Here is a 25,716-nt window from a genome sequence, read left to right on the forward strand (position 1 = left end):
GGGCACCGCGCCTCCCGTCCCCCCGTGCCGCGTCCTAGTCGAAGAGGTCCGGCTCGCTGCGCACGATCTGCTGGTACAGCGGCTGGTAGTTGATCCAGGCGACCAGGTCGTTGCCCAGCTGTTCGCGGGTGTGGACGGCGTTGTGGTGGTCGATCAGCACTGGCTTGCCGGCGGCCTTCGCGGCCAGCTGGACCTGGCAGGAGCGCTCCATCGTGAGGAACCACCACGCGGCCGCGTCCACCGAGTCGCCCACGGTCAGCAGCCCGTGGTTGCGCAGGATCACCGCCTTGTGGGGCCCGAGGGCGGCCGCGATCCGCCGTCCCTCCTCCTCGTCCACCACCACGCCCGTGTAGTCGTCGTAGAGCGCGTGGTCCTCGTAGAACGCGCAGACGTCCTGGGTGATCGGCTCCAGCAGCTCGCCCAGTGCGGACAGCGCCCGGCCGTAGGCGGAGTGGCTGTGCGCGGCGGCGACGACGTCGGGGCGGGCCCGGTGGACCTGCGCGTGGATGGCGAACGCCGCCTGGTTGACGTGGTAGCGGCCCTCGACGACCTTGCCCTCCGCGTTGACCAGGATCAGGTCGCTGAGCGTGAGGTGCCGGAAGGACATCCCGAAGGGGTTGACCCAGAAGCAGTGCGGGAACTCCGGGTCGCGCACGGTGATATGGCCCGCGACGCCTTCCTCGAATCCCTGGCGCCCGAAGAGCCGCAGCGCCGCGACCAGGCGCTCCTTGCGGTGGCGCCGCTCGTCCTCGACGGTCGGGTGCGTCGGCGGCATCGCGAAGTGCAGCTGCTCGGTGGGTATCGGCGTCGGCTCGGGCATCGCGGCTCTCCTCCTGCGCACGTACGGCTCTTGATGCTCGATGCGGAAGCTACCTTCCACTACCGCAGGTCACCAGGGCCGTGACCGGCACACCTCGGGCCACCTGGATGATGTGGGCACCAGAACGGCAGCAGAGGGGACACACCATGAGGGCCGTATCGGTCAGCAGGGACATCGCCGCCACACCAGGGCAGATCTTCGCCGTCCTCCGGGACCCGGACCGGCACGCCGGGCTGGACGGCTCGGGCATGCTGCGCGGCCGCCCGCAGGGGCCGTCGCCGCTGGGGCCCGGCGACCGGTTCAGCATGGGGATGACGCAGGGCGGCATCGCGTACCGGTCGGTGAACGTCGTGGTGGAGTACGAGAAGGACCGGCTGCTCGCCTGGGAGACCTGGGGCGAGTTCCGCGGCCGGCGGCTGGTCGGCGGACAGCGCTGGCGCTACGAGCTGACGCCGGTGGACGGCACGGACGACGCGGACGGCGCGGACGGCTCCGGCGGCGGGGCCACCACCCGGGTCACCCACACCTACGACTGGTCGCGCGCCCGCCTCCCCCGTCTCGTCGTCGAACTCCCCGGCTTCCCGCGGCGGATGGGCCCGGCGATGGCCACCACGCTGGAGCGGCTGGCCTCGGCCGTACGGGCCTGACGGCGCGGCCACCGGCGCCCACAGACGACAACGCCGCCGCTCAGCGGGCCGAGCGGCGGCGTGGTCAGGAAACCGGCGGGATCGCCCCCGGCCCCACGGGCGGGATCACTCCCACTCGATGGTGCCCGGCGGCTTGCTGGTGACGTCGAGGACGACGCGGTTGACGTCGGCGACCTCGTTGGTGATGCGAGTGGAGATCCGGGCCAGGACCTCGTACGGCATCCGGGTCCAGTCCGCGGTCATGGCATCCTCGGAGGACACCGGGCGCAGCACGATCGGGTGGCCGTAGGTGCGGCCGTCGCCCTGGACGCCGACCGAGCGGACGTCGGCGAGCAGGACCACCGGGCACTGCCAGATCTCGCGGTCCAGACCGGCCGCGGTCAGCTCCTCGCGGGCGATGGCGTCGGCCTCGCGCAGCAGGTCCAGGCGCTCCTTGGTGACCTCACCGACGATGCGGATGCCCAGGCCGGGGCCGGGGAACGGCTGGCGCTGGACGATCGCGTCCGGCAGGCCCAGCTCGGTGCCGACCATCCGGACCTCGTCCTTGAACAGCTGGCGCAGCGGCTCGACGAGCTGGAACTCGATGTCGTCGGGGAGCCCGCCGACGTTGTGGTGCGACTTGATGTTGGCGGTGCCCGTGCCGCCGCCGGACTCGACGATGTCCGGGTAGAGCGTGCCCTGGACCAGGAACGCGACTTCCTCGCCCTCGGCGCCGGCCTCGGCGACCAGCTCGGCCTGGGCCTGCTCGAAGACCCGGATGAACTCCCGGCCGATGATCTTCCGCTTCTGCTCGGGGTCGCTCACCCCGGCCAGCGCGGTCAGGAAGCGCTCCTCGGCGTCGACGACCTTCAGCTGGACGCCGGTGGCGGCCACGAAGTCCTTCTCGACCTGCTCGGACTCGCCCTTGCGCTGGAGGCCGTGGTCCACGTAGACGCAGGTCAGCTGGTCGCCGATGGCCTTCTGCACGATCGCGGCGGCCACCGAGGAGTCCACGCCGCCGGACAGCGCGCAGATCGCGCGCTTGCTGCCGACCTGGGCGCGGATCGCGGCGACCTGCTCCTCGACCACGCTGGTGGTGGTCCAGCTGGGCTCGATGCCCGCGCCGCGGTAGAGGAAGTGCTCCAGCACCTGCTGGCCGTGCGTGGAGTGCATGACCTCGGGGTGGTACTGGACGCCGTAGAGCTTCTTCTCGTCGTTCTCGAAGGCGGCGACCGGGACCACGTCCGTGGACGCGGTGACCGTGAAGCCCTCGGGGGCGGCGGAGCAGGCGTCACCGTGCGACATCCACACCGGCTGCTCGGCCGGGGTGCCCTCGAAGAGGGTGGAGCCGGGACGGGAGACGGTCAGCGGGGTACGGCCGTACTCCCGGGCACCGGTGTTGTCGACGGTGCCGCCCAGGCTCAGGGCCATGAGCTGGAAGCCGTAGCACATGCCGAAGACCGGGACCCCGGCCTCGAACAGCGAACGGTCGAGGCTGGGGGCGCCTTCGGCGTAGACCGACGAGGGACCGCCGGAGAGGATGATCGCCTTGGGGTTCTTGGCGAGCATCTCGGCCACCGGCATGGTGGACGGCACGATCTCGCTGTAGACCCGGGCCTCGCGGACCCGTCGGGCGATGAGCTGGGCGTACTGTGCGCCGAAGTCGACTACGAGGACGACGTCCGGGGCAGCGGCAGGGGGCGCTGATGGCACTTCGGCGGCCTTCCGGCGGTGTGGAGCAGGGTTGGACTTTCGATTCTAACGGGCTCATACTGAGCCCCATGAACAAGCAGCTGACCTTCGTCTTTACCTATGGCACCGGCCCAACCGGCTGCCATGGTCGTGCTGCTTGATCCACTGACGAGCAACTTCCCAGGCGCCCCGGGCCGACAAGGTCCGGGGCGCCTGTGTCTGTCCGGGACCTTCCCGGACCCCGGGGCCACCCACCCCAGGAGACACGGACATGAGCACCTCGACCAGCACCGCCCCCGACACCGGCGCCCGCTCCCCCGAGGCCGCCGGAATCATCACCGACGCACGGCAGCGGATCGACGATCTCGACGGCCGGATCATCGGCCTCGTCCAGGAGCGGATGGCCGTCTCGGCGGTCATCCAGCACGAGCGCCTCACCTCCGGAGGACGGCGGGTGAACCTCGCCCGTGAGATGGAGATCCTCGCCCACTACCGCGACCAGCTCGGCAAGCCGGGCACCTCGCTGGCGAAGACCCTGCTGGAGCTGTCCCGGGGCCAGATCTGAGGCAGCCACGAGACCGGCGGCATGGCCGGTTCTGGCTGGTCCGCGGTCGGTTTTGCGCGCCGGTCAGGCGCGTGCCAGAACGCGTGCGCCCCGGCGCGGCTGCCGGATCTGAGTTCGGTTGCCGACTCACCCGTACGGCGCGTGACCGGCCGCCGCGAGGCTTCGTTGTTCCCGGTGCCACGCCAGCCAGGCGCGGCCTGCAGGACTACGCGTAGACGCCGCCTCACGGGCGGAAACCCGGAGCGATGAGACGCCGGCCGCCAGCAGCGGCCCGCGTCGTGGGACCTCACTCCGGTGCCGTGGCCGGTCAGCAGGGGACAGCAGCCCGGTCACATCCGATGGGGTGGTCGGTCCTGGGGACGCCCGGGACCGACCGCATCCGGTCGAAACGGTTGCGCCAGGTGAGGCGCATCCAGGACGATGCTTCACACACGACGCACCGCGTCCGGCGGGGCCCCTGCAGTGCCATGGGTCCGGCCGCCGCGGGCTTCACCCCCCTCGCGCACCACCCCGAAAGCCAGCGGCGCCATCCCCCCCCCCGGCGCCGCCCCTCGGTGCCGGCGCTGCCCTGACGCCGGCACCGAAAGCCAAGGGCCCCGTGGCCGCCCGCACCCCCCTCGCGGACGGCGTCCGGGGCCCTTCGCTGTGCCCGGCGTGCGCCCGGCGCGCGACGACTCTCCGTCAGGTGCTGTGCGCCGCCTTTGGGATTCCTGTGAGCCTGCTGTGACAGGTGTGACTGGCATCACGACAGCGGTTCTGGTTGAGCGGACAACCATTTTTGGCCATGGCCGGTCATGTACCTGCAATCGCACGGCCCTACCGCGCCCCACCGCGACGGCCCGCACCACTGGTGCCGGTAACCGGCACTTCGGACCCGAGAGGTCTTCTCGATGAAGCTTCGCCGTGCCCTGACGGCTGCCGCCGCGACGGCCGTCATAGCCCCCGCCGCCCTGCTGGCGGCCCCCGCCGCGTATGCGACCGGCCCCGGCGCCGAGTCCACCGCGAGCGCCGAGCCCACACCGGGCACCCCCGGCCCGGAGCAGTCCGGCGAGACCGCGAGCCCCGGGACCCCGGGTTCCGGTGACGAGACGACGGGGACCACCGCCCCGGGCGACGGCACCGGGTCCGGTGAGGAGGCCGGGAGCGGTGACGGCACCGGGCCGTCGGCCCCGGAGACCCCGGCCGTCCCGACCGCCCCGGATGCCGACGCCACCGAGCCCGGCGACTCCCCCGGTTCCACCCCCTCGGCCGACCCCACCGAGGCGGGCGGCCGCGGGGGCGAGGAAGGGGACGAGGGCGAGGACGAGGAGGAGTGCACGGTCGACGACGACGCGATCAAGGTGACCGTTGCCGGTCTGCCCTCCCGGCTCGTCGCGGGCGGCGGCTGGCAGGGCTTCAGCGTGCGGCTGGCCAACACCACGGACCGGACGCTGGACGAGGTCTACCCGGTCCTCTACGCGGTGCCGACCGGCGACGTCGAGCACCCCGAGTCGCAGCTCGACCTGGAGTACCAGCACCCGGACACCGGCCGGTGGACCTCGTTCGACGAGTGGACCGAGGCGGAGTACTTCGGCTGGTTCCGGCTCGACGCGCACCGGACCGCCGAGCTGAAGCTGCGCATCCGCGCCGACCGGGGCGCCACGGCCGGTGACGGCTTCGCGCTGGTGGCGGGCGACTACCGGAACAAGGACGGCTCCTGCGGCTGGTCCGAGGAGCAGTGGTACGACTTCACGATCCTGTCCGCCGGCAGCCACCCGGGCGAGATCCCGCCGGCCGAGCCCGGCAGGCCCGGCAACAAGCCCCGTACGCAGGGCGGCGGGAAGCCGGTCGGCGCCGGGAAGCCGAAGGGCGGTGTGGCCGAACTGCCGGTGACCGGCAACCTGGCCGAGACCGGGGCCTCCTCGGCGCTGCCGCTCATCGGCGTCGCGGGCGGGATCGCGATGGCCGTGGGCGCGGGCGCGGTCTTCGCCGTCCGCCGCCGTAGGACGGACGGCGCCGCCGCGTAACCACGGGCGCGCAGCGGAGGGCCGCATCCGCGTCGGGTGCGGCCCTCCGTCGTACCGCTCAAGGCACGTACTACGTCGGCGACTTCTTCGGCGGGACCGGCGGGACGGCCAGGAAGGGCAGGTTCAGCGCGCCGAACGCCTCCTTGGGGACGGCGGGGCGGACCGGCTCCACCGGGGCCAGCCGCTGGTAGGGCCGTCCCGGGGCGGGGCGCGGGTCCGCCTCGCCCTTGTTGGGCCACAGCGACATCGCGCGTTCGGCCTGCGCGGTGATGGTCAGGGACGGGTTGACGCCCAGGTTGGCGGAGACCGCGGCGCCGTCGACGACCGAGAGGCCCGGGTGGCCGTGGAGGCGGTGGTACGGGTCGATGACGCCGTGCTCGGCGTCCGCGCCGATCGGGCAGCCGCCCAGGAAGTGCGCGGTGAGCGGGGTCCCCATCAGTTCGCCGACGTTGCTGCCGGCGAAGCCGTTGATCTCCTGGGCCAGCAGGGTGGCCGCCCGGGTCGCCTCCGGGATCTGCCCGGGGTTCGGGGCACCGTGGCCCTGACGGGCGGTGAGCAGGCCCTTCCCGATGCCGTCCGGTTTGCGGTACGTCGTCAGGGAGTTGTCCAGCGACTGCATCACCAGGCCGATGATGGTGCGCTCCGACCAGCGGCGGTTGGAGAGCGAGCGGAGGAGCAGCAGCGGATGCCGCAGACAGTTCGCGGCCCAGCGGGTGGCGCGCGAGCCGCGGCCCTCGACGGGCACCTGGAGGATGGACATCGCGCCCATCGCGTTCGAGCGCTTGCCGTACCTGACCGGCTCGATATGGGTGTCGGCGTCGGGGTGGACGGACGAGGTGATCGCGACACCGCGGGTGAAGTCGGCCTTGGTGCCGTGCCGTTTGCGGTAGCGGCGGCTGTCGGTCTGCGCGCCCACCAGCGCCTCGGAGTTGGTCCGGGTCAGCTCGCCGAGTTTGCCGGAGATGCCGGGCAGCAGTCCGCTGTCCTTCATCCTGTGCAGCAGGGTCTGGGTGCCGTACGTGCCCGCGGCGAGGACCACCCGGCGGGCGGTGAAGGTGCGGCCCCGGCCCCGGCGCCTGTTGTCGGTGGGGAGGGTGGCGACGGCGAATCCGCCGCGCGAGTCCTCGGTGACGGTGACGACCGAGGTCATCGGGTGGATGACGGCCCCGGCGCGCTCGGCGAGGTGGAGGTAGTTCTCGTTGAGGGTGTTCTTGGCGCCGTGCCGGCATCCGGTCATGCACTCGCCGCACTCGGTGCAGGCCTTGCGGGCCGGGCCCTGGCCGCCGAAGTAGGGGTCGGGGACCTCGGTGCCCGGTGCCGCCTTCGAGGTGCCGTGCGCGTCCTCGCCGTCCCCGAAGAAGACGCCGACCGGCGCGAGGTGGAAGGTGTCGCCGACGCCCATCTTGTCGGCGGCCTCCTTGAGGTGGACGTCGGAGGGCGTCATCGTCGGGTTGAGGCGCACCCCCAGCATCCGTTTGGCCTGGTCGTAGTACGGGGCCAGCTCGTCCTGCCAGTCGGTGATGGCGCCCCACTGCGGGTCCTCGAAGAACGGTTTCGGGGGGACGTAGAGGGTGTTGGCGTAGTTGAGCGAGCCGCCGCCGACGCCCGCACCGGCCAGCACCATGACGTTGCCGAGCAGATGCACCCGCTGGATGCCGTAGCAGCCGAGCGCCGGGGCCCACAGGTAGTTGCGGAGGTCCCAGGAGTTCTTCGGCAGGGTCTGCCGGGTGAAGCGGCGGCCGGCTTCGAGGACGCCGACGCGGTAGCCCTTCTCGGTCAGCCGCAGGGCGGAGACCGAGCCGCCGAAGCCGGAGCCGACGACGAGCACGTCGTAGTCGTAGCCGTCGTCGGCGGCATCGGAGGCGTCGGGGGCGTCGGGGGCTTCCGGGGCCTCCCGGTCGCCGTTGCCGTCCTGATTCCGGGCAGAGTTCTCCTGGGGCACTGGCTCTCCCTGCGGTGGTTAGCGGAGCCGGAACGCCTTCATCGCGCGCAGGCTGCGGCTCATGAACTGGGCGTACTTCTCGTCGGTCATGCCGAAGGACGGGGCCAGCGGCATCAGGCGCTGGTGGGCGACGGTCTGTGCCTCGGTGTACTTGAGGATGCCCTCGGAGCCGTGGCGGCGGCCCAGGCCCGAGTCGCCCATGCCGCCCATCGGCGCCTGCACGCTGGCGTACCCGGCGGCGTAGGACTCGTTGACGTTGACCGTGCCCGTGCGCATCCGGGCGGCGACCGCGCGGCCGCGGCGGCCGTCCTTGGTCCAGACGCTGGAATTCAGCCCGTACGGGGTGGCGTTGGCGAGCGCCACCGCCTCGTCCTCGTCACGGAAGCGGTAGATCGAGACGACCGGGCCGAAGGTCTCCTCGTCGCAGACCGCCATCGGGGCCTGTACGCCGTCGAGGATGGTCGGCTCGTAGAACAGCGGGCCGATGTCGGGGCGGGGCCGCCCGCCGGCGACCAGCGTGGCGCCCTTGGCGACGGCCTCGTCGACATGGCGGGTGACGGTCTCCAACTGGCGCTCACCGACCAGGGAGCCCATGTCGGCGCCGTAGGCGAGGGAGCTGCCGAGCCGCATCGCCTTCGTCCGGGCGGCGAAGCGCTGGAGGAAGTCGTCGGCGACGGACTCGTGGACGTAGAGCCGCTCGATGGAGATGCACAGCTGGCCGGCGGAGGCGAAGCAGCCGCGGACGGCACCGGCGGCGGCCTTCTCCACGTCGGCGTCGTGGAGCACCAACATGGCGTTCTTGCCGCCGAGTTCGAGGGAGACACCGACCAGCCGGGCGGCGGCGCCCTGGGCGACCTCGCGGCCCGTACGGGTCGAGCCGGTGAAGGAGACGTAGTCGGCGTGCGCGACGACGGCGGGGCCGACGACCGGGCCCTCGCCGATCACGACCTGCCAGACGTCCTCCGGCAGCCCGGCCTCGATGAGCTGCTCGCGGGCCCACAGGGCGGTGAGCGCGGTCTCCGTGTCGGGCTTCATGACGACGGCGTTGCCCGCGACGAAGGCCGGCAGGGCGTCGCCGACGGAGAGTTCGAAGGGGTAGTTCCAGGGGGCGATCTGCCCCACGACGCCCCGGGGCTGGCGGAGTTCGGTGACCTTGGTGAGGGTCGGTACGACGCCGGTGCGGGCCTTGGGCCTGAGGTAGGCGTGGGCCTTGCGGCCGTAGTGGCGGGCGGTGACGGCGACCGCCTGCAGCTCCTCGTGGGCGTGCAGCCGCGCCTTGCCGGTCTCCAGCTGGATCAGGTCGAGGATCTCGGCCTGGCGGCGCAGCACCAGGTCGTGGAAGCGGAGCAGGACCGCGGCACGCTGCTTGACGGGGACCTTCGCCCAGCGCTCCTGTGCGGCGCGGGCGCGCTCGAAGGCGGTGGCGACGTCCTCGGGGGTGGACTCGGGCAGGTCGGCCAGCTTCTCGCCGGTGAAGGGGGTGTGGTTGGCGGTACGGCCTCCCCCGCTCACCACACCGCGGCCCAGCCGGGCGGCGATCTCCGGGGTGACCACCTCCGCGGCGGTACGGGCGCCCGCGGGGGCCGGTGCGACCGGGTTGCCTCCGTCGGGGGTCTCGGCGGGCGCGGCGGCCACGGGGGCCGCGGGCGCTTCCGCGGCAGCCTCGGCGGGGGCCTCCGCGGCGGTGGCAGCTGTTCCGGTGTCCTGCGAGTCCGTCATGCGGGCGAGCGTATTCCTCCCCCGGCGCTTTGTGTACCCGGCAGTAATGAGTTTTCCCGCGGCATCCGCCATCGCGCCAGTGTTCACTGGCCGCAAGGGTGCTGGTCTGGGACGAAAGGGACGCCCGCGCTCACGCCCCGGACAGCCGGAACGCGTCGAGCGCGGTGTCGAGGTGGCGCTTGGCCTCCGTGCGCGAGGCGAGCGGGGAGGAGATCCACAGATCGATCATCCGGCCGCCCTCGTCCCAGCTGAGGTCGTAGGTGTACCGCGGGCCGCCGTCCTGGGTGCTGCCGTTCCAGACGAACTCCCACAGACCGGCCTGGAGCCCGTTGTGGGTGGTCTCGGTGACCTTCCCCTGACGGTAACCGCGGTAGTCGGCGGGGCCCTTGGCGTCCGCGGCGCGCATCGCGCCCAACGGGCCCTCCGGCACCCGCCGCTGCAGCTGGACGCCGATCCGGAACCGCTTGCCCTGGGAGTAGTAGTAGACGCGGTCGTTCTCGTAGGAGCGGGTGAAGCCCTCGGGGACGGCGAGCGAGAAGCCGGCCGGGTCGCGGACGAGGCGGTATCCGGCCGGGACCCGGCCGCCGCCCCCGGAGGCCGGCGGCGCGGTGACGGTGGGGCGCGCCGTACCGGAGCCGCCGCTCTGTGGCGGCCCGCCGTCCGAGGCCTGCTGGGACCGGCTGGGGCGGCCGCCGGTGCCGGTGCCGCCGTCGGTCCCGTCCGTGTGCATCAGCAGCACGGCGAGGCCCGCGCCCGCGCCGCCGATCACCACCGCGGCGAGCGCGACCAGCAGGGCGGTGCGGGCGCGGCCGGTGTGCGGGCGGGCGGCCGCGGCCAGCGCCCGGCCGTCGAGGGCGTCCCGGATCGGCTGGCCCGGAGCGCGGCCGCCCGCCCGGCCGCCGGGCCGTGCGCCGCCGCCGGCAGGGGGAGGGCCGGACGCGGCCGGGCCGGGGGGCGGCGTGCCCGCGGCCGGGAGGTCCTCGCTGGGCGGGTGCTCACCGGGCGGATGGTCGCCGGACGGGTGGTCACCGGGCAGGCCGCCGCCGGGGGCGTCGTACAGGGGGGCGTGGACGTCGGGCCCGGGGTGGCGCGGGGTGCCGGGGCCCCCGGAGAAAGGCGCGCCCCCGCCCGCCACGGCCTCGGCCTCCGCCGCGAGGCCCGTGGCCCCGAAGCCGCCGCCGGAGTCGCCGGGGCCACCGGGACCGGCGGGGCCGCCGGAGCCCCGGCCGGACCCGTGCGCCGGTTGCCCGCCCGGCTCGCGCTCCGGGGCGCGGCCCGACCGCAGATAGCCGCGCAGCAGCCGCTCCGTCTCGGCCACGCCCAGCCGGCGCTCCGGCTCGCGCTCCAGCAACCCGCCCACGACGGCGTGCAACGGGCGGGCGGATTCCGGGAGTTCGATCTCGTCGTAGACCACCGCGTGCAGCACGCCGCCCAGCGAGTCGCGGCGGAACGGCGAGGCACCGCTCAGCGCGGCGCACAGCAGCACCCCGAGCGACCAGAGATCGGCCTCGGGACCGGTGCCGTGCCCGGACATCCGCTCCGGGGCGGTGTACTCGGGCGAGCCGACGAAGCCGCCGGCGTCGGTCAGCGTCGTGACGCCGGGCACCTGGGCGATGCCGAAGTCGGTGAGCACGACGCGGCCGGTGCCGGACTCCATCAGGACGTTGGCGGGCTTGATGTCGCGGTGCAGCACCCCGCGGGTGTGCGCGGCCCGCAGCGCGCCCAGCAGCGCGACACCGATCCGGGCCGCCTCCCGGGGCGCGACCGGGCCGCCGCTCTGCAGCCGGTCGGCCAGCGACGCGCCCTCCACCAGCTCCATCACGATCCACGGCCGGCCGTCCTGCTCGACCACGTCATGCACGACGATCACGTTCGGGTGCTTGATCCCGGCGACGGTCCGCGCCTCGCGCATCGCCCGCTCCCGCTGCACCCGCGCCTCGGCCTCGGCCGTTCCCTCGTCCAAGTGCAGTTCTTTCACGGCGACTTGACGGCCCAGCACCTCGTCGGTGGCCCGCCAGACCGTTCCCATCCCACCGCGGCCCAGCCGTATTCCCAGGCGGTACCGGCCACCGATCATCCGGCCCTCGCCCCCGAAGATCCCCATGGCCCCATCTTGCCGTACGGCGCCCCGCACGGCAGGGGTGGCGCCCACGGACCGGCCATGGTCACCCGCGCCCCCTCCCGGAGCCGCGCGAGGACGTCCGCGAGACCCGCCACCATGCCCAAGAACCCATGTTCCGGGGCCAGATGGTTACGGGCGGCCCCGTCATACTGAACCGCAGCGAACAGCTGACGGCGGCGCCGGAGCTGCACCGGGCGCGCGACCGGGAGACCCGCAACGGGCCACGGGCCACCACCCGCCAGGGCCGCCGGGGCCTCCTCGCAGCCACCGGCGGGCAGCACCGCTGCTCACCGGCGCGTGAGCGGGACGACACGGGGTGGAACCTCCACCGGCTCTCCCGCCGTCCTTGACACAGTGAGGCTGTTGTACGGGAACGACCGGTACGGCGGCCACGGGAAGCGGATCGGGGGTCGGTCATGGTGAGGCAGGACGGTGGAACGGTGGATGTCCGTCCGGGGCCCGACCCGCGCCGGGCCGCTCCGGAACACAGCGGCGCCTACCTCGCGACCGGGCTGTGCCTGGCGCTGTACGCCGGTGTGCTGGGCGCCTGGACGGTCTTCGGCATCACCCAAGGGGACAGCAGCACCTGGGACTTCGTCGAGGGCCTGTTCAACCCGGGCGCCTCCCCCACGACCCAGATCCTCGGCCCGTACGAGTGGGCCTTCACCGCCGTGTTCCTGGTGATCGCCGCGCTCACGCTGGCCCAGCGGCGGGTGGCGCGCTCCGCGGCGCTGCTGTCCGGTTTCGTGCTGCTCGCGCTCTCCCTGCGGGAGGGCGTGGGCCTGCTCCACGCCGCCTACCGCCACCAGTACAGCAACGACCCGCTGGGCAGCTGGGCGCTCGCCACCCGCGGTCTGGGCGTGGTGGTGGCGCTGGTCGTGCTCTGCTCGATGTTCCCGGCCACCGAGCACCGGACCGGCGGCGGCCGTCCCGCACCCGAAGTGCCCGGCCAGGACGCCCAGTGGCGCCGCCTGTCCCGGATCTGCGGCGTGCTCTTCCTCGTCATGGCCGTCGCCGAACTCGGCTGGGCGGTCCGCGACCTGACGGCCACCGGCGTGGACGCGGGCCGCTATCTGCGGGGCGTGGTCGACGGCTCGGTCCTCGGCGCCCTCGACCTCGCGGCGTCCGCCGAGTTCACCACCGTCGGCTCCGTCCTCGCCCTGCTGATCCTCGGCGTGCTGGCCCTCCGGGGACGCCGGGACATCCGTGGCGCCCTCCTGGTGTTCGCGGCACTGGAGCTCTACATGACCGTCCGCACGGTGGTGTGGCTGACCGTCTCCGACTTCTTCAACCGCTCCTTCGAAACCACCGAGGGCGCCCTGTCCATGGCCACCACGGCCTACGGCCTCGCCGCCATGACCTCGGTCGTCGTCCTGGCCACCGGCCGCGGCACCCGCCCGTACGGCGACCCCCGCCCGGAGGGGGTCCGGCCGGCCGTGGTGGGGCGCGAGGGGTGGCTGTAGGCAGCGCCCGCGTCCCTGTGCACCCCCGCGGGGCACCCGGCCACCGGGAGGTTCAGCCGCCGGCCCCGAGTTCCTTGCTCATGAACAGCGCGGTCTCACCCTCGCTCGGCGTACCCCGGTAGAGGGTGGTGTCGAGACCACAGAGGGCGAACCCCATCCGCCGGTAGGCGCGGACAGCCGGGACGTTCACACTCGTGGTCTCCAGCCAGGCCGTCCGTGCCCCGAGCCGGCTCCCGTACGCGCAGGCCCGCTCCATCAGCGCCGCGCCGACACCCTGCCCCCGGTGCGTGGACGCCACCGCTATCCGGTGGATGACCAGACGGTGGTGCCACTCCTCGACCCCGACGGCAACGACACCGCACACCGCCCCGCCGTCGACGGCGACTTCCACGTGCACCCCCTCATCCGTCTCGTCGCCCTCGTCGCCTTCGTCGTCCTCGTCGTCGGGGAAGACCTTGACCAGCGGCGGATCGACGAAGACCGACCGCAGCGCGAACCCCTCGTCCCCCGCGACGACCTCGTAGACCGTGTCCGTGGTGAACGAGTCGTCGAGCGCGTCGATCTGATCCCGGTCCTCGGGCCGCGCTTCCCGGTACACGATCCGTCGTTCGAGGCTCACCTGTACTCCGCATCCTCGGGCCACTCGGTCACCGGAGAAACGAACGGCCCGCTTGTCCGGTTCCGCCGGCCGCACGGTTGCCGGCCGGGGAATCGGGTCGGGTCGCCATGGCGCGCCGCTGCGGTCAGTCGTGGGTCCTGAGGACCTCCGCGAGCCGACGCCCCTCCGAGGCGCCTCTGCGCAGCAGTACGGCCGCCGTGGTGTGCAGCTCGTTCCACGCATGGGGGCGCCCGATCTCCGACGCGTCGGGGGCGCTCGCCACAGCTGCGGCCAGGGCCTGTTCGGCCTCGCCTGCTGCCGCGTGGGCGTGGGCCAGACAGGCGCGGTACCAAGCCCCGTCCCGGCGGTAGTCGGCCGGCAGCGCGCCGAGCCCCGAGGCGATGTGCTGCGTGGCCCCCCGCCAGTCACCGAGGTGCATGGCGGCCATGCCCCGCTGGAGCGTGAACCAGGTCTCGTCGTAGAAGTACATCCACGGCGGTTCGTCCTCGGGCCGCTCGGCGGCACGGCCGATGAGGTCCTGGGCCTCGTCCAGCAGCCGACGGGCGTCGTCCGGGGCGTGGCTGAGCGCATGGCCGCGCGCCTCCATCTGCGCGGCCATGCCCTGCACTCCCAGTGACGTATCCGGCGCCGACCAGCGGGCAGCCTCCGCGAGCCGTACGCACCGCCGCCCGCGGCCTCCGGACCAGGCCATATGCGCCTTCATGCTGAGCGTCGTGGCCGCCATGCCGGCGTCCCCGGCCTCCAGGGCCCACTCGTGGGATCGGTCGTACCAGGCCAGGGCGGCGGCCGACTGCCCCTGGTCCTGCGCCATCCACGCAAGGAACTGGGCGTGTTCGGCAGCGAGCCGGACCACGCGCTCCGCCAAGGGCCCACGCGCGCCCGCGTAGAGGTTCACCACCGTGCGGAGCTGCTGGTGCATCACCTCGACGAGCGGGCGGGACCCGATGAAGTCCTCGGCCCTGCGGTGTTCGGCCAGCAACCGGTCCAGCCAGTCCAGCGTGGCGCCGTCGACCCGGTGCGCCCCCTCCACCGTGTTGGTGACCCGTGTCAGCAGGTCCTCATCGGGCACGGAACCCGAGAACGCCAGCCCCGGCACCGGCAACGCCTCCGAACCGGCCGCGTCCGGAAGCCGCTCCCCAGGGATACCGAGCCCCGCGACGATCCGTTGCCGCACCTCCACGGACGTGACCCGGCGGCGCCCCCGCTCGATCTCGGAGACATCCGGCTGCACCAGCCCGACCAGCTCCCCCAGCTTTCTCTGACTGACACCGGTGAGCCGCCGGTACGTACGGAAGACGGCACCCCAATCCCCGCCGGACAGGGCCGCCATGAGGCGGGGGTGGGACCAGAGATCCGTGGCAAAGTCACCCATGCCTCCAATATAGGGCGGCCCTATAGCCAGTTGGGATGGGTTCACACGACGTTCGGCGCAAGGGTCGTGCACGACAGACAGCCACGACGACGTACCCACCGGAGGTCATCCTCGATGGACACCCCACCCACCCCCCGCCTCCTCCCCTGGACCACCCCCGACGACAAACCCTGCTATCTGCTCACCGACCGGGAGGGCGGCTATGTCGCCCGGTACGCCGAGGACGTGGAGGAGTTGCAGCTCGGGATGGCGGTCGGGCTGCTGGAGCATGCGCGGGAGCTGATCGGTGATCCGGCGGTGAGTGCGCGGCAGTTGCGGTTTTTGTCGGTTCAGCTCAGTGCGGCGTTACGGGACGCGGTGCGGGTCGCGGAGTGTCGCGGGGAGCGGCCTGCGGGGCCGGGAAAGGGCGCCTGACCAGCGCTTTTGAGGGGGTGAAAGGTCGCGCGTGAGCGGTGCGGGGGAGATCCCCCTCCGAACCGCCCCCGCACGCCACAGACGGCCGCCGCGTGTGGGGGTCGCGGCGGCCGCCGATGTGAACTGCAACGCGTCCTGGGCTCGGGGCCTGTTCAGTGGTGCAGCATGTGAACCACTCTGCCTGTGGGGACCTCCCCACGGCATCCTCCAGAGGTCGCGGGCTCACCCCCGCCGCTCGGCGGGGGTGCGGGTCCGTCGCAGGGCGGTCCCGGGTGGCAGGGGAACGGAATCGCGCAGCGCCGGGCGGTTCCGCGGGCTCGGGTGGTGCGAAGGAGAAAGGGGCGGCCGGTGATCCGTGTCGCTGTGGTGGACGACGAGCGGCTGGTCAGATCGGGACTGCGGATGATCCTGGGGACGGTCCCGGACATCGAGATGGTCGCGGACTGCGGTGGCGCCGAGGCCGTGCGGACCGTGCTGGACTGTGCGGCGGACGTGGTGCTGCTGGACATCCGGATGCCGGACGTGGACGGGCTGACCGTACTGCGCCGGCTGCGCGCCGCCCCGGAGCCGCCCGCGGTGGCGATGCTGACCACCTTCGACGCCCAGGAGTACCTGACGGCGGCACTGCGCGAGGGCGCGGCCGGGTTCCTGCTCAAGGACTCCGACCCGGAGCAGCTCGTGCGGGCCGTACGGACGCTGGCGGACGGCGGGAGCGTGCTCGATCCGGGCGTCACCCGCGCGGTGATCGGGGGCTATCTGACCGCCGAGGACCAGACGTCGGCGGCGCGGGCGGTGAGCGGACTGACGCCACGGGAGTCGGAGGTGCTCGCCCTCCTCGGCGAGGGCCTGGGCAACGCCCAGATAGCCGACCGGATGGGGCTCGCCCCCAGTACGGTCAAGGACCATGTGCGCGCCCTGCTGGGCAAATTGGGCGGCATCAACCGCATACAGGCGGCCATCGTCGCCGACCGTGCCGGCCTGGTGGCGGGCGACCCCCGGGGGGCGTGGTGAGGGCCCGGGGCGACCGCAGCCGTCTGCGGGCGCGCGCCGGGCGCGCGGTGTCCCACGGGGAGGCGAAGGGGCGGGCGCTGACGCGCGGCGCGCTGGGGCGGCGGCTGCGCGCCCTCGTCCCGCTGGTGGTCCCGGTGCTGCTGGCGATCGCCGACTCGATGCTGGTCAACGGCCTCGAACTCGACCTGGAGGTCGGCGTCTCGATGCTGGCGGCGGCCGCCCTGGTGCTGCGCCGGCGGTTCCCCCTGCTGGTCTTCCTCGTCACGCTGCCGGGGCTCTACATCGGCTACATCTGGTTCGCGCCGATGATCGGGCTCTACACCCTGGCACTCCAGCGGCCCGGCCGGGGGCGGCTGGGTACCTGCGCGGCGCTGCTGATCGCGGCGCACTTCTTCCCGTATCCGATCACCGACTTCGAGCTCACCGTCTACCGCGAGAACACCCAGGTGCTGATCGACGCCAGTGTGACCTCGGCCGCGCCGATCGCCCTGGGCCTGCTGATGCGCACCCGCCGGGAACTCGCCTCCCGTATAGAGGATCTGACCCGCAGCCGCCGCCGGGAGCACCGGCTGCTCACGGACCGGGTCAAGACCACCGAACGCGCCCGGCTGGCCCGTGAGATGCATGACGTGGTGGCCCATCAGGTCAGCCTGATCAGCCTGCAGGCGGGGGCGATGCAGGTCGGCGCGGAGGACCCGGCGGCGCGCGCGGGTGCCAGGACGATCCGGGAGCTGTCCGTACGGACGCTGGAGGAACTGCGGCACATGGTGGGTGTGTTGCGGGCGGACGGCGGCGAGGCGGACGCGGCGCACAGGCTGGCCCCGCAGCCGGACCTGGAGGAGCTGCCGCGGCTGATCGAGATGAGCGCGCTGGACGTGACGTACGAGGGCGGGGTGGCGGCCGGCGCGAGCGGCACGAAGACGGTGGAGCGGGCGGCCTTCCGTACGGTGCAGGAGGCGCTCACCAACATCCGTAAGCACGCACCGGGGGCACAGGTCCGGGTACGGGTCGACCCGGTGGACGGGCAACGCGGCGAAGGGGCCGGAGGCGGCGAGAGGGCCGGGCGGGGTGAGAGGACCGGGCGGGGCACCACGCGGGCCGTGGAGAGCCGTGCGGCGCACGGGTTGCGGGTGGAGATTCGTAACGGGCCGCCGGACGCGACGGCGGCGGTTCCCGCGCTTCCCGGCGGCGGGCACGGGCTGGTGGGGCTGCGCGAGCGCGCTCAGAGCCTCGGCGGGACGCTGGAGGCGCGGCACACCTCCGACGGCGGCTTCGTCGTACGGGCGGAGTTTCCGTACGGAGCGGGGTGAATCAGCCGGAGGCGGGCGTACGGGGGCCGGGAGGGGGCGCCCCGGGGACGTTCGGGCGGTGAGCGGGACCGCGGCGGACGTTCAGGCGGAGAGCGGGGCAGCGGCCTCGTCGACGGCGGTGCGCAGGTCCGGGTAGACCTCGAAGAGCCGGCGGACACCCAGCGCGGCCAGCACACGGTTGACGTGCGAGCCGTCCACGGCACCCTGCGCGGGGAGGATCAGCCGCAGCCGCCCCTGACAGGAGCGCATCAGGCGGCGGGCGGCGATCAGCACGCCGACCCCACTGGAGTCACAGAACCGCACCTCGGAGAGGTCGAGCACCAGTGATCTCCGGCCGTCGGCCACCGCGTCGTGCACATGCTGGCGCACCGCGGGCGACGTGACCAGGTCCATCTCCCCGGACACCTGGAGTACGGCCCATGGGCCCTGTTCGTCCTCTGCCACCTTCAACGACACGCGCTCGAAGCCTTTCGCTCGCTTTCGGACCGGATGGGCCCGGCAGTATCCGGAACTCATCCTTCCCCGCCTCGACTGCCCGGCCTCTCTCCCCCGAAACTCTTCCGAATCCTTGGCGCAACAGGCAGTCCGCCTAAGGCTATGCCCCAGGGGCTGCTGCTTTTCGCCGACATCCGGTCACACACGGATAACACCTCACCGTATGCGCACACGAACGATCGGCATCGATCGGCTCTGATCGGGCAGTATCGCCACAAAGTGAGTCCGGTCACCCGGCGGGCCTCTACCACCCCCGCCCCCGTCGGGGCTCGGTTTGCCGCAAAGGAGCGTGCGTTGTCAGACCCGCGCATTACATTCGAGGGGACGGTGGGTGCTGTGATCGCGCACACAGCCCCGGACGTGGGTGCGTGTGCCGGAGTAACGGCTGTTGACGGCTGAGGAGTGAGCCCGGAGGCGACGGGCAGGGATGGGGTTCCGATGGGACACGACGCGCCACCGCGCTGGGACAGGCGGATGCAACAGCGGCTCGCCCACGGCGAGGCGGCCGCGCTGGGCGAGCTCTACGACCGCTTCGCCTCGCTCGTGCACAGCCTCGCCCACCGTGTCCTGGACGACGAGGACGCCGCCGACCGGCTGACCCGCGAGGTGTTCGGCTACATCTGGGAGCACCCGGACTCCTACGACCCCAAGCAGGGCCCGCTGCGCTCCTGGATCGCCGGGGTCACCCGCCATCAGGCGGTCCAGCGGCTGCGCCAGACCGAGGCGGCCTCGGCGCGCGACTGCGGGGACGGTGCCCCGGCGCCCGCCGAGATAGAGGAGAAGATCCGCGAGGCCTCCACGGCGGCCCGCGCCGACTACATCGTCACGTCCATGCCAGCGCCCCTGAGGGCCGCACTGGAGCTGGCGTACTTCCAGCGCCGCGACTACCGCCAGACCGCCGCCGACCTCGGCGTCACGGAGGACGAGGCCCGGCGCCGCCTCCGGCTGGGCCTCCAATTGCTCTCCACCGCCCATCACCACCACGCCCTGCCGCCCGGCCACCGCGCCTCGTACACCGCACGCGCCCCGCGCTCCTCCCCCACGGCGCCCGGCACGGCAGCGGCACCCCACCCACCCCGCGGCCCGCTCCCGCCGCACTCCCAGCACACCGGCCCCGGCACCTCCGCACCACCCGGTCCGGGCCAGGGAAGGTCACTGTGAACGGCCCGGACGAATGGGACGGCCGCGAGCTGCCCGGCAGCCCCGGTGAGCGGCCGCGGATACCCTCCCCGCGCACCGCCGCCGAGGACCACGGCCCCCTTCCCGACACCCCGCCGGTGCCCGTCCGCGACCCGGTGAACGACACCACCGGCCCCCTCACGGACACCGGGCCCGGGTCCGAACCGCCCACCGCACCACCGCTGCCCGGCCCCGACCCGGCCCCGCCGCACCGCGTCCTCAAGTCGCTGCTCGGCGCCTGGGCGCTGGCCGCCTGCTCCGCCGAGGAGACGGCCGCCGTCGAGGCGCATCTGACCGACTGCGCCTCCTGCGCGGACGAGGCGCTGCGGCTGCGCGACGCCGTCGGGCTGCTGCACCCCGCCGACAGCCTCGACCTCGATCCGCTGCTGCGCTCCCGTGTGCTGGAGGGCTGTCTGGGCCGGCGGCCGGCCCGTATCCCGGTGCCCGAATGGGCCTCGCCGTACGACGCGGAGACCGCCAAGCTGGATGCGCTGCTGCACGACATGGGCGAGGCGGAGTGGCGTACTCCGGTGCGGCTGCGCTGGTTCGAGGGGGAGCGCGCGGTCGAGCGGGAGACCACCGTCGCCGGTGTCATGGGACACCTGATGGCGGTGGACGGCCTGGTCGCGACGGCGCTGGGACTGACCGACCCGCTCGGCACGGCCGCCCCGCCCGGCACCCCGGACCCACTCGTCCGTACGGAAACGTTCTGGCGCGCGGCGGGCGAGGAACGGAAGCCGGTCGCCGTGCACGCACCGTGGCGCGACCAGAGCTACGCCCTGGTGCGGCAGGTGTCGTTCGCCGGCAGCCGGGCCGCCGAACTCGCCGTCCCCTACGGGGACTTCCGGCTGGCGCTGCGCGACGCGTTCCTGGACCGCGCCTTCGAGTGCTGGGTGCACGCCGGCGACATCGCGGAGGCGGTGGACTACCCGTACGTTCCCCCGGCCTCCGGGCACCTCCACCAGATGGTCGACCTCGCCGCCCGGCTGCTGCCCAGCGCGCTGGCCGAACGCCGCCGGGCCGGGCTCGCCGCGCCGCCACGGCGGCTGGTCGAGGCGGGCGCCCCCGGCCGTACGCTCCATCTGGAGGTCGAGGGCAACGGCGGCGGCCACTGGTACATAGCGCTGGACTCACCGGCCGCACTGGGCACCCCGGACCGCACCGTCGCGCATATCGCCCTGGACAGCGCCGAGTTCTGCCAGCTGGCCGCGGGCCACATCTCCCCCGAGGAGGCCGCCGCAGGCCAGGACGGCGAGCGCGACGCGATCCGCGAGGTGCTCTTCGCGACCGCGTCACTGTCCCGGCTCTAGGTGCGGGGCGGGGTGGAGCGGGCGCTGGGCTGGGCGGCTCGTCGGCGTGGGGCCCGACGCGGGATCGCCTGGGCGGAGTCCCGTAGGGGGCGGTCGAACGGGTCCCGTAGGGGGTGCGAGCGCCCCCTCGGGGCCACCAACGTGAAGGGGGCGGAGGCGTATTCCGGTGGCAGTGCGAAACCGCCCGTGCGGGCGGTGGCACGTACGGGCGGTGGGAGGCCGTCCTACGCGAAGACGACCGTCCGGCTGCCGTTCAGCAGCACGCGGCGCTCGCTGTGCCACTTCACGGCCCGTGCCAGGGCCTGGCACTCGACGTCCCGGCCGATGGCCACGAGCTGGTCCGGCGTGACCTCGTGGCCGACCCGCTCGACCTCCTGCTCGATGATCGGGCCCTCGTCGAGGTCGGCGGTCACGTAGTGCGCGGTGGCGCCGATGAGCTTCACCCCGCGGGCGTGCGCCTGGTGGTACGGCTTGGCGCCCTTGAAGCTCGGGAGGAAGGAGTGGTGAATGTTGATGATCCGCCCGGACAGCGCCTTGCACAGATCGTCGGAGAGCACCTGCATGTAGCGGGCGAGGACGACCAGCTCGACGTTCTCCGCCGCCACCAGCTCCAGCAGCTGCGCCTCGGCCTGGGCCTTGGTGTCGCGGGTGACCGGAATGTGGTGGAACGGGATGTCGTACGAGCCGACCAGCTCGGCGAAGTCCCTGTGGTTGGAGACCACGGCCGCGATCTCCACCGGCAGCGCGCCGATCCGGGAGCGGAACAGCAGGTCGTTGAGGCAGTGCCCGAACTTGGACACCATCAGGACGATCCGCATCTTCTCGTCGGCCCGGTGGATCTGCCAGTCCATGCCGAAGGAGTCGCCCACCGCCGCGAAGCTGGCCCGCAGCTTGTCGACGCTCACCGAGCTGTCGGCACTGAAGTGGACCCGCATGAAGAACAGCCCGGTGTCGTGGTCGCCGAACTGCTGGCTGTCCTCGATGTTGCAGCCGGTGATGAAGAGGTAGCTGGACACGGCGTGCACGATGCCCTGCTTGTCCGGGCAGGACAGGGTCAGGACGTACTGATCGTTCCGATCACGCTGACCGGGCTGGGTGGTGGGCTGCGACTCGCTCATGACCTCATAGGGTCGCACACCTGCGGAGCAGGTCAGGCCGGGGCATCCGCCTGACCGGTCATGATGGCCAGCACCTCCAGCGAGCGCGGCGCGGCATCGGGGTCCTCACCGTCCGCGGCGGCCAGCCGCACATGGGCCTCACGGGCCGCGTGCACCGCCTCCGGCCAGCCCTGGTGCGCCAGGTAGGCGGCGACCGGGGCGTCCGCGCCGACCTGGTGCATGATCCGCAGCACCCGCAGCACGGCCACGTCGACGAGCTGGGCCTCCTGGGAGTCCCGGAAGATCGTGCCGACGTACTTCTCGGCGGACCAGTTGTCGAGCCAGGTGTCCTCGACGAGCCGGTAGACGGCGTCGGTGACGTCTCCGTACCCGGGGCGGCCGGCCAGCCAGGTCTCCTGGTGGAAGGCGGGGTCGGAGAGCATGTGCAGCGCGGAGCGCACATTGCTGCGCCAGCGCCACCACGGCATGTCGTTGAGTGGCATACCGCCCATGGTGGTGGAGCGGCGGCCGCGACGGGAAGTCTTCTCCGAACCTTGCACAGTATGGGATCGTACGTTCCGCGCCGATGATCTCAAGCGGCCCCCCGGAGTTCACTTCCGCGTCACCATCCGTTGCCTTGTCGTCACTCAGCCGTTCCTGGCAGGACGGAAGGCTGCGGTGTCATGACCGGACGGCGACGCTCCTCCCCCCGCCCTTTCTCCCGCGCTTCCGCGGTCGGTTCCGTGGTGGCGTGCACGGCGGTCATCGGGTCGCTGCTCTGGGGCTGCGGCTCCCTCCCCGGGGCCTCGGGGAGTTCCGGGGAGAAGGACCCCGTCACGGTGATGACCTGGGCGCCCGAGGACACCAGGGCGACCAACATGCCGGGGATGCCGGCCATGGCGCAGGCCTACGCCCGCTGGGTCAACTCCCAGGGCGGCATCAGGGGCCACCGCCTGCGGGTGCTGACCTGCAACGAGCGCAATGACTCGGTGTCCGCCGCGCAGTGCGCCCAGCGTGCGGTGGACCGGGGCGCGGTCGCGGTCGTCGGCTCCTACAGCCAGTTCGGCCGCTCGTTCATGTCGCCGCTGGAGGTCAAGGGCGTCCCCTTCATCGGCGGATACGGCGCCTCGGTCGAGGAGTTCGAGAGCCCGCTGTCCTACCCCGTCAACGGCGGACAGGCCTCGCTGCTCGCCGGGAACGGCCGTCAGCTGGCGCGCGACTGCCGGCGCGTCGCACTGGTCCGCCCGGACACCATCCAGGGCGACCAGATGCCGTCCCTGCTCAACTCCGGCCTGGAGAGCGGCAGTCGGGAGCCGGCCAAGGACATCAAGGCACGCGATGACGCCACCGACTACTCGTCCACGGTGCACCGCGCCCTGGACGGCGTGGGGGCCGACCCGGCCGTGCACGGCACGGCGAAGGCCGGCGGCAGGGCGGACGGCTCCTGTGTGACGGCCTCGCTCGGCGATCACACCGACACGTTCTTCGACTCGTTCCGACGCCTCCAGGAGGACAGCCCCAAGGTGCGGGTCGCCTCCGTGCTCGGCAGTGTCGGCCAGTCGCTGGTGAACCGTACGGGCGGCCGGTCCGGGCCGCTGGAGGGCGCGGACATCACCGGCTGGTATCCGGCCGCCGGCGACTCGCGCTGGGAGCCGATGCGCAAGGTCATCAACGACTTCGCGTTCAACGACAACCGCATCGACCCCGCCGACCAGGGCGCGCAGACGACCTGGATCGCCTACACCGTGCTGCGCTCGCTGATCGAGCAGCTCGACGACGAGGGCGTCGAGGACATCACCCCGCACGCCCTGCAGACGGCGCTGGACGGCGGGGACCGCGCCGTCGACACCGGCGGGCTGACCCCGAAGCTGCGCTGGCGCGAGGACGACATGCTCGCCGTCCAGGACTTCCCCCGCATCGTGAACGGGACGGTGACCTACCAGGTCGTCCGGGAGGGCCAGTTGGTCTCCGGCCGGCACGGCTTCGTGAACGTCACCAAGACGCTGGAGCGGCGGCGCCCGGACAGCTGAGCGGGCCGCCGGGGCGGACGGCCCCGGCGGCGCCCGCCCGGCCCTCGCTCAGAGCTGCTCGGGGCGGCGCTCCGTCAGCCCGTACTTCTTGGCGAGCGGGTTCCAGAGCTGCGCGGCCTGCCGCTTGGCCGTAGTGGCCTGGCCGCTGGCCGCGTTGCCCTGGGCGGTCTGCCGGGTGCTGCGGGCCTTGCCCTTGTGGCAGCCCTTCTTGCTGCCGACCTGTCCGGCCCAGGCCGCGTAGTGGTTGTCCGCGGACGCCGAGGACTGCCAGGCCTTGGTCAGCGCGGCGGTCAGCCGGTCGTGGTCGGGGATCTTGTCGACGGGCAGCTGCTGCAGCCGCTTCACCAGGTCGTTGCGCTGGCCGGCGGCGGCCTGCAGGTCCTTGGCCGCGGCGCGGAGGTTGTCACAGGTCTTGATGCTGTTGACGGCGTTGATCACCGAGGAGCGGCTGTTGTTGCTGTCGCCCAGCAGCGCGTCCAGGCCCCTGGACTGGGCCGCGGCGGGGTCGGCGGACGGCTTCGGCTTCTCCGGCTCCTTCTCCTTGGCCTCCTTGCCCGTGTCGGCTCCGGAGTCCTGCTTCTTCGGGGTGTCCTCGCCACCGCCGCCGCTCAGCGCCCAGCCGAGGCCGAGGCCGGCGCCCGCTAGCGCCACGATGACGGCGCCGACGATCAGGGCCGGGGCGAGCCGCCGGCGCCCGCTGCCGCCGTCGTCGTCGTAGGGGGCCGGCTGGTCGTAGCCGCCGCCGGGCGGGAACTGCTGCCCGTGGCCCTGCTGTCCGTGGCTCTGCTGTCCGTACGGCGGGCGGCCCGGGTCCTCGAAGCGCGGCAGCTGTGCGGTGGAGTCCGGGGCGCCGGTCTGCCCGGGCCCGCCCGGGCCGTCGCGGAACAGGCCGTCGAACTCGGCGGGGGTGGTGCGGTCACTGGGCGCGCCGGGGCGGACGCCGTACGGCGCGCCGGGCGGCGGGGTCGGCGCACCGGCGCCGACCGGGGGGATGTACTGGGTGGCGTCGGCGTCGCCCGCGCCCTGGGCGCCGGGCATCGGCTGGGCCTGCGGCATCGGACGGCCCTGGGGACCGCCCTGCTGCGGCTTGATCGCGCGCAGCATGGTCGTGGACTCGTCGGGTGTCTCGGGGCGGGAGGACGCCTCGGGCGGCAGCGGCGCGGCGCCGGGGCCGCCGGTCCGGCCGTCGACGGGCGGTATCAGCGCGGTGGCCTCCGCGTCGCCCGAAGCGGGCGGCAGCGGCGCACCGGTCTGCGGGGCCGACCGCACCAGCTCTCCGGACGGGCCCTGGGGCTGCTGCCCGAACTGCTGCGGGGGCTGCGGGGCTTGCTGCGGCTGCTGCCCGTACGGCTGGTGCGGGGGCTGCTGGGCCTGCTGCGGCTGCTGCCCGTACGACTGGCCCTCGGGCGGGAGTGCGCCGGGCGCGCCCTGGCCGGGCTGCGCGCCGGGCGGCATGAGAGCCGTCGCCTCGGCGTCGAAGCCGGGCTGGGGCTGGGGTGCGGCGGGCTGCTGCGGGGGCGTCTGCTGCGGCGGCGCGGGCGGCACGGCGGGCGGCGCCGGCGGCTGGGCCGGGGACGGCGCACCGAAGCCCTGGCCGCCCTGCGGGTGCGGCGGCTGCGCCGGGTAGCCCTGCTGCGGACCGGGGTCGTAACCCTGTTGCGGGCCGGGGTCGTACCCCTGCTGCGCGGCGGGCTGCCCCTGGGCGGGCGCCGCGCCGTACGGCTGCGGGGCGGGGGCGGCCTGCTGGCCGGGCCCCCAGGGCTGGCCCCACGGCTGGCCGGCCGGCGGCGCGGCCTGCTGCTCGGGCACCCACGGCTCCCCGTTGGCGGGCAGCACAATGCCCTCTCGCGCGGGACCGGCCGCAGAATTCTGCGGGTCGTGACCCTGTCCGCTCTGCGTCACCGTGACTCCTACCAACGTGCAG

General features: G+C 73.4%; 21 protein-coding genes and 1 pseudogene. 11 read left to right on the plus strand and 11 right to left on the minus strand.

Annotation, left to right across the window (positions count from 1 at the left end):
* Nucleotides 1-34: 34 nt before the first annotated feature.
* On the minus strand, nucleotides 35-820 hold the full coding sequence (locus ACGFN2_RS09990) for a class II aldolase/adducin family protein (protein ID WP_393358955.1): 786 nt from the start codon (nucleotides 818-820) through the stop codon (nucleotides 35-37).
* 146 nt (nucleotides 821-966) lie between these two features.
* On the opposite strand from ACGFN2_RS09990, the gene ACGFN2_RS09995 reads away from it, so the two are divergent.
* Nucleotides 967-1,467, plus strand: coding sequence for an SRPBCC family protein (locus ACGFN2_RS09995; RefSeq protein WP_393358957.1), 501 nt, complete (start codon nucleotides 967-969; stop codon nucleotides 1,465-1,467).
* Nucleotides 1,468-1,572: 105 nt separating this feature from the next.
* On the opposite strand, the gene guaA is transcribed toward ACGFN2_RS09995, so the two are convergent.
* Complete coding sequence (gene guaA / locus ACGFN2_RS10000) at nucleotides 1,573-3,159, minus strand: glutamine-hydrolyzing GMP synthase (protein WP_362607903.1); 1,587 nt, start codon at nucleotides 3,157-3,159, stop codon at nucleotides 1,573-1,575.
* 250 nt (nucleotides 3,160-3,409) lie between these two features.
* Between guaA and ACGFN2_RS10005 the strand changes: the two genes are divergently transcribed.
* Nucleotides 3,410-3,703 (plus strand): chorismate mutase, encoded by a 294-nt coding sequence (locus ACGFN2_RS10005; RefSeq protein ID WP_362607902.1) that lies wholly within the window; start codon nucleotides 3,410-3,412, stop codon nucleotides 3,701-3,703.
* Between the two features lie 890 nt (nucleotides 3,704-4,593).
* Complete coding sequence (locus tag ACGFN2_RS10010; protein WP_393358960.1) at nucleotides 4,594-5,709, plus strand: LAETG motif-containing sortase-dependent surface protein; 1,116 nt, start codon at nucleotides 4,594-4,596, stop codon at nucleotides 5,707-5,709.
* 70 nt (nucleotides 5,710-5,779) lie between these two features.
* Here ACGFN2_RS10010 and ACGFN2_RS10015 read toward each other — a convergent pair whose 3' ends face one another.
* The 3 genes from ACGFN2_RS10015 to ACGFN2_RS10025 all read right to left on the minus strand — a co-directional run bounded on the left by ACGFN2_RS10015 (nucleotide 5,780) and on the right by ACGFN2_RS10025 (nucleotide 11,474).
* Nucleotides 5,780-7,651 carry a GMC oxidoreductase gene (locus tag ACGFN2_RS10015; RefSeq protein WP_393358962.1) on the minus strand — a complete coding sequence of 624 codons (1,872 nt, stop codon included), beginning with the start codon at nucleotides 7,649-7,651 and terminating at the stop codon, nucleotides 5,780-5,782.
* Nucleotides 7,652-7,669: 18 nt separating this feature from the next.
* Nucleotides 7,670-9,370 carry a succinic semialdehyde dehydrogenase gene (locus ACGFN2_RS10020; RefSeq protein WP_393358964.1) on the minus strand — a complete coding sequence of 567 codons (1,701 nt, stop codon included), beginning with the start codon at nucleotides 9,368-9,370 and terminating at the stop codon, nucleotides 7,670-7,672.
* 130 nt (nucleotides 9,371-9,500) lie between these two features.
* Complete coding sequence (locus ACGFN2_RS10025) at nucleotides 9,501-11,474, minus strand: serine/threonine-protein kinase (RefSeq protein WP_393358966.1); 1,974 nt, start codon at nucleotides 11,472-11,474, stop codon at nucleotides 9,501-9,503.
* 128 nt (nucleotides 11,475-11,602) lie between these two features.
* Between ACGFN2_RS10025 and ACGFN2_RS10030 the strand changes: the two genes are divergently transcribed.
* Together ACGFN2_RS10030 and ACGFN2_RS10035 are read left to right on the plus strand one after the other, a co-directional pair.
* Nucleotides 11,603-11,842 carry a hypothetical protein gene (locus tag ACGFN2_RS10030; protein ID WP_393358968.1) on the plus strand — a complete coding sequence of 80 codons (240 nt, stop codon included), beginning with the start codon at nucleotides 11,603-11,605 and terminating at the stop codon, nucleotides 11,840-11,842.
* 90 nt (nucleotides 11,843-11,932) lie between these two features.
* Entirely contained in the window at nucleotides 11,933-12,955 is a 1,023-nt protein-coding gene (locus tag ACGFN2_RS10035; protein ID WP_393358970.1) for a hypothetical protein, read from the plus strand.
* 52 nt (nucleotides 12,956-13,007) lie between these two features.
* Here the strand turns inward: ACGFN2_RS10035 and ACGFN2_RS10040 are convergent, their stop codons facing one another.
* Nucleotides 13,008-13,574 carry a GNAT family N-acetyltransferase gene (locus ACGFN2_RS10040; protein WP_393358972.1) on the minus strand — a complete coding sequence of 189 codons (567 nt, stop codon included), beginning with the start codon at nucleotides 13,572-13,574 and terminating at the stop codon, nucleotides 13,008-13,010.
* A 124-nt stretch (nucleotides 13,575-13,698) separates the two neighbouring features.
* Nucleotides 13,699-14,946 (minus strand): helix-turn-helix domain-containing protein, encoded by a 1,248-nt coding sequence (locus ACGFN2_RS10045; RefSeq protein WP_362607889.1) that lies wholly within the window; start codon nucleotides 14,944-14,946, stop codon nucleotides 13,699-13,701.
* A gap of 114 nt (nucleotides 14,947-15,060) precedes the next feature.
* Here ACGFN2_RS10045 and ACGFN2_RS10050 point away from each other — a divergent pair, with 114 nt between their 5' ends.
* The 3 genes from ACGFN2_RS10050 (at nucleotide 15,061) to ACGFN2_RS10060 (ending at nucleotide 17,681) form a co-directional block, all read left to right on the plus strand.
* On the plus strand, nucleotides 15,061-15,360 hold the full coding sequence (locus ACGFN2_RS10050; RefSeq protein ID WP_393358975.1) for a hypothetical protein: 300 nt from the start codon (nucleotides 15,061-15,063) through the stop codon (nucleotides 15,358-15,360).
* 348 nt (nucleotides 15,361-15,708) lie between these two features.
* Nucleotides 15,709-16,371 (plus strand): response regulator transcription factor, encoded by a 663-nt coding sequence (locus ACGFN2_RS10055; protein ID WP_362607885.1) that lies wholly within the window; start codon nucleotides 15,709-15,711, stop codon nucleotides 16,369-16,371.
* Between the two features lie 158 nt (nucleotides 16,372-16,529).
* Nucleotides 16,530-17,681 (plus strand): sensor histidine kinase, encoded by a 1,152-nt coding sequence (locus ACGFN2_RS10060; RefSeq protein ID WP_393359042.1) that lies wholly within the window; start codon nucleotides 16,530-16,532, stop codon nucleotides 17,679-17,681.
* A gap of 81 nt (nucleotides 17,682-17,762) precedes the next feature.
* Here the strand turns inward: ACGFN2_RS10060 and ACGFN2_RS10065 are convergent, their stop codons facing one another.
* Nucleotides 17,763-18,137, minus strand: a complete 375-nt coding sequence (locus ACGFN2_RS10065; protein WP_262041265.1) for an STAS domain-containing protein — start codon at nucleotides 18,135-18,137, stop codon at nucleotides 17,763-17,765.
* 477 nt (nucleotides 18,138-18,614) lie between these two features.
* On the opposite strand from ACGFN2_RS10065, the pseudogene ACGFN2_RS10070 reads away from it, so the two are divergent.
* A pseudogene (locus tag ACGFN2_RS10070) lies at nucleotides 18,615-19,178 on the plus strand (sigma-70 family RNA polymerase sigma factor); the annotation flags it as partial.
* A 155-nt stretch (nucleotides 19,179-19,333) separates the two neighbouring features.
* On the plus strand, nucleotides 19,334-20,665 hold the full coding sequence (locus tag ACGFN2_RS10075; protein ID WP_393358978.1) for a zf-HC2 domain-containing protein: 1,332 nt from the start codon (nucleotides 19,334-19,336) through the stop codon (nucleotides 20,663-20,665).
* Nucleotides 20,666-20,889: 224 nt separating this feature from the next.
* Here ACGFN2_RS10075 and purU read toward each other — a convergent pair whose 3' ends face one another.
* Complete coding sequence (gene purU / locus ACGFN2_RS10080) at nucleotides 20,890-21,783, minus strand: formyltetrahydrofolate deformylase (protein ID WP_362607883.1); 894 nt, start codon at nucleotides 21,781-21,783, stop codon at nucleotides 20,890-20,892.
* Nucleotides 21,784-21,815: 32 nt separating this feature from the next.
* A complete protein-coding gene (locus ACGFN2_RS10085; RefSeq protein WP_362607951.1) occupies nucleotides 21,816-22,274 on the minus strand; it encodes a hypothetical protein in 459 nt (152 codons plus the stop codon).
* A gap of 171 nt (nucleotides 22,275-22,445) precedes the next feature.
* Between ACGFN2_RS10085 and ACGFN2_RS10090 the strand changes: the two genes are divergently transcribed.
* On the plus strand, nucleotides 22,446-23,792 hold the full coding sequence (locus tag ACGFN2_RS10090) for an ABC transporter substrate-binding protein (RefSeq protein ID WP_393358980.1): 1,347 nt from the start codon (nucleotides 22,446-22,448) through the stop codon (nucleotides 23,790-23,792).
* Nucleotides 23,793-23,840: 48 nt separating this feature from the next.
* On the opposite strand, the gene ACGFN2_RS10095 is transcribed toward ACGFN2_RS10090, so the two are convergent.
* Nucleotides 23,841-25,601: a hypothetical protein gene (locus ACGFN2_RS10095; protein ID WP_393358982.1), complete on the minus strand. Its 1,761-nt coding sequence runs from the start codon at nucleotides 25,599-25,601 to the stop codon at nucleotides 23,841-23,843.
* Nucleotides 25,602-25,716 lie beyond the last annotated feature (115 nt).

Source organism: Streptomyces sp. NPDC048612, assembly GCF_043199295.1.
Classification (GTDB): Bacteria; Actinomycetota; Actinomycetes; order Streptomycetales; family Streptomycetaceae; genus Streptomyces.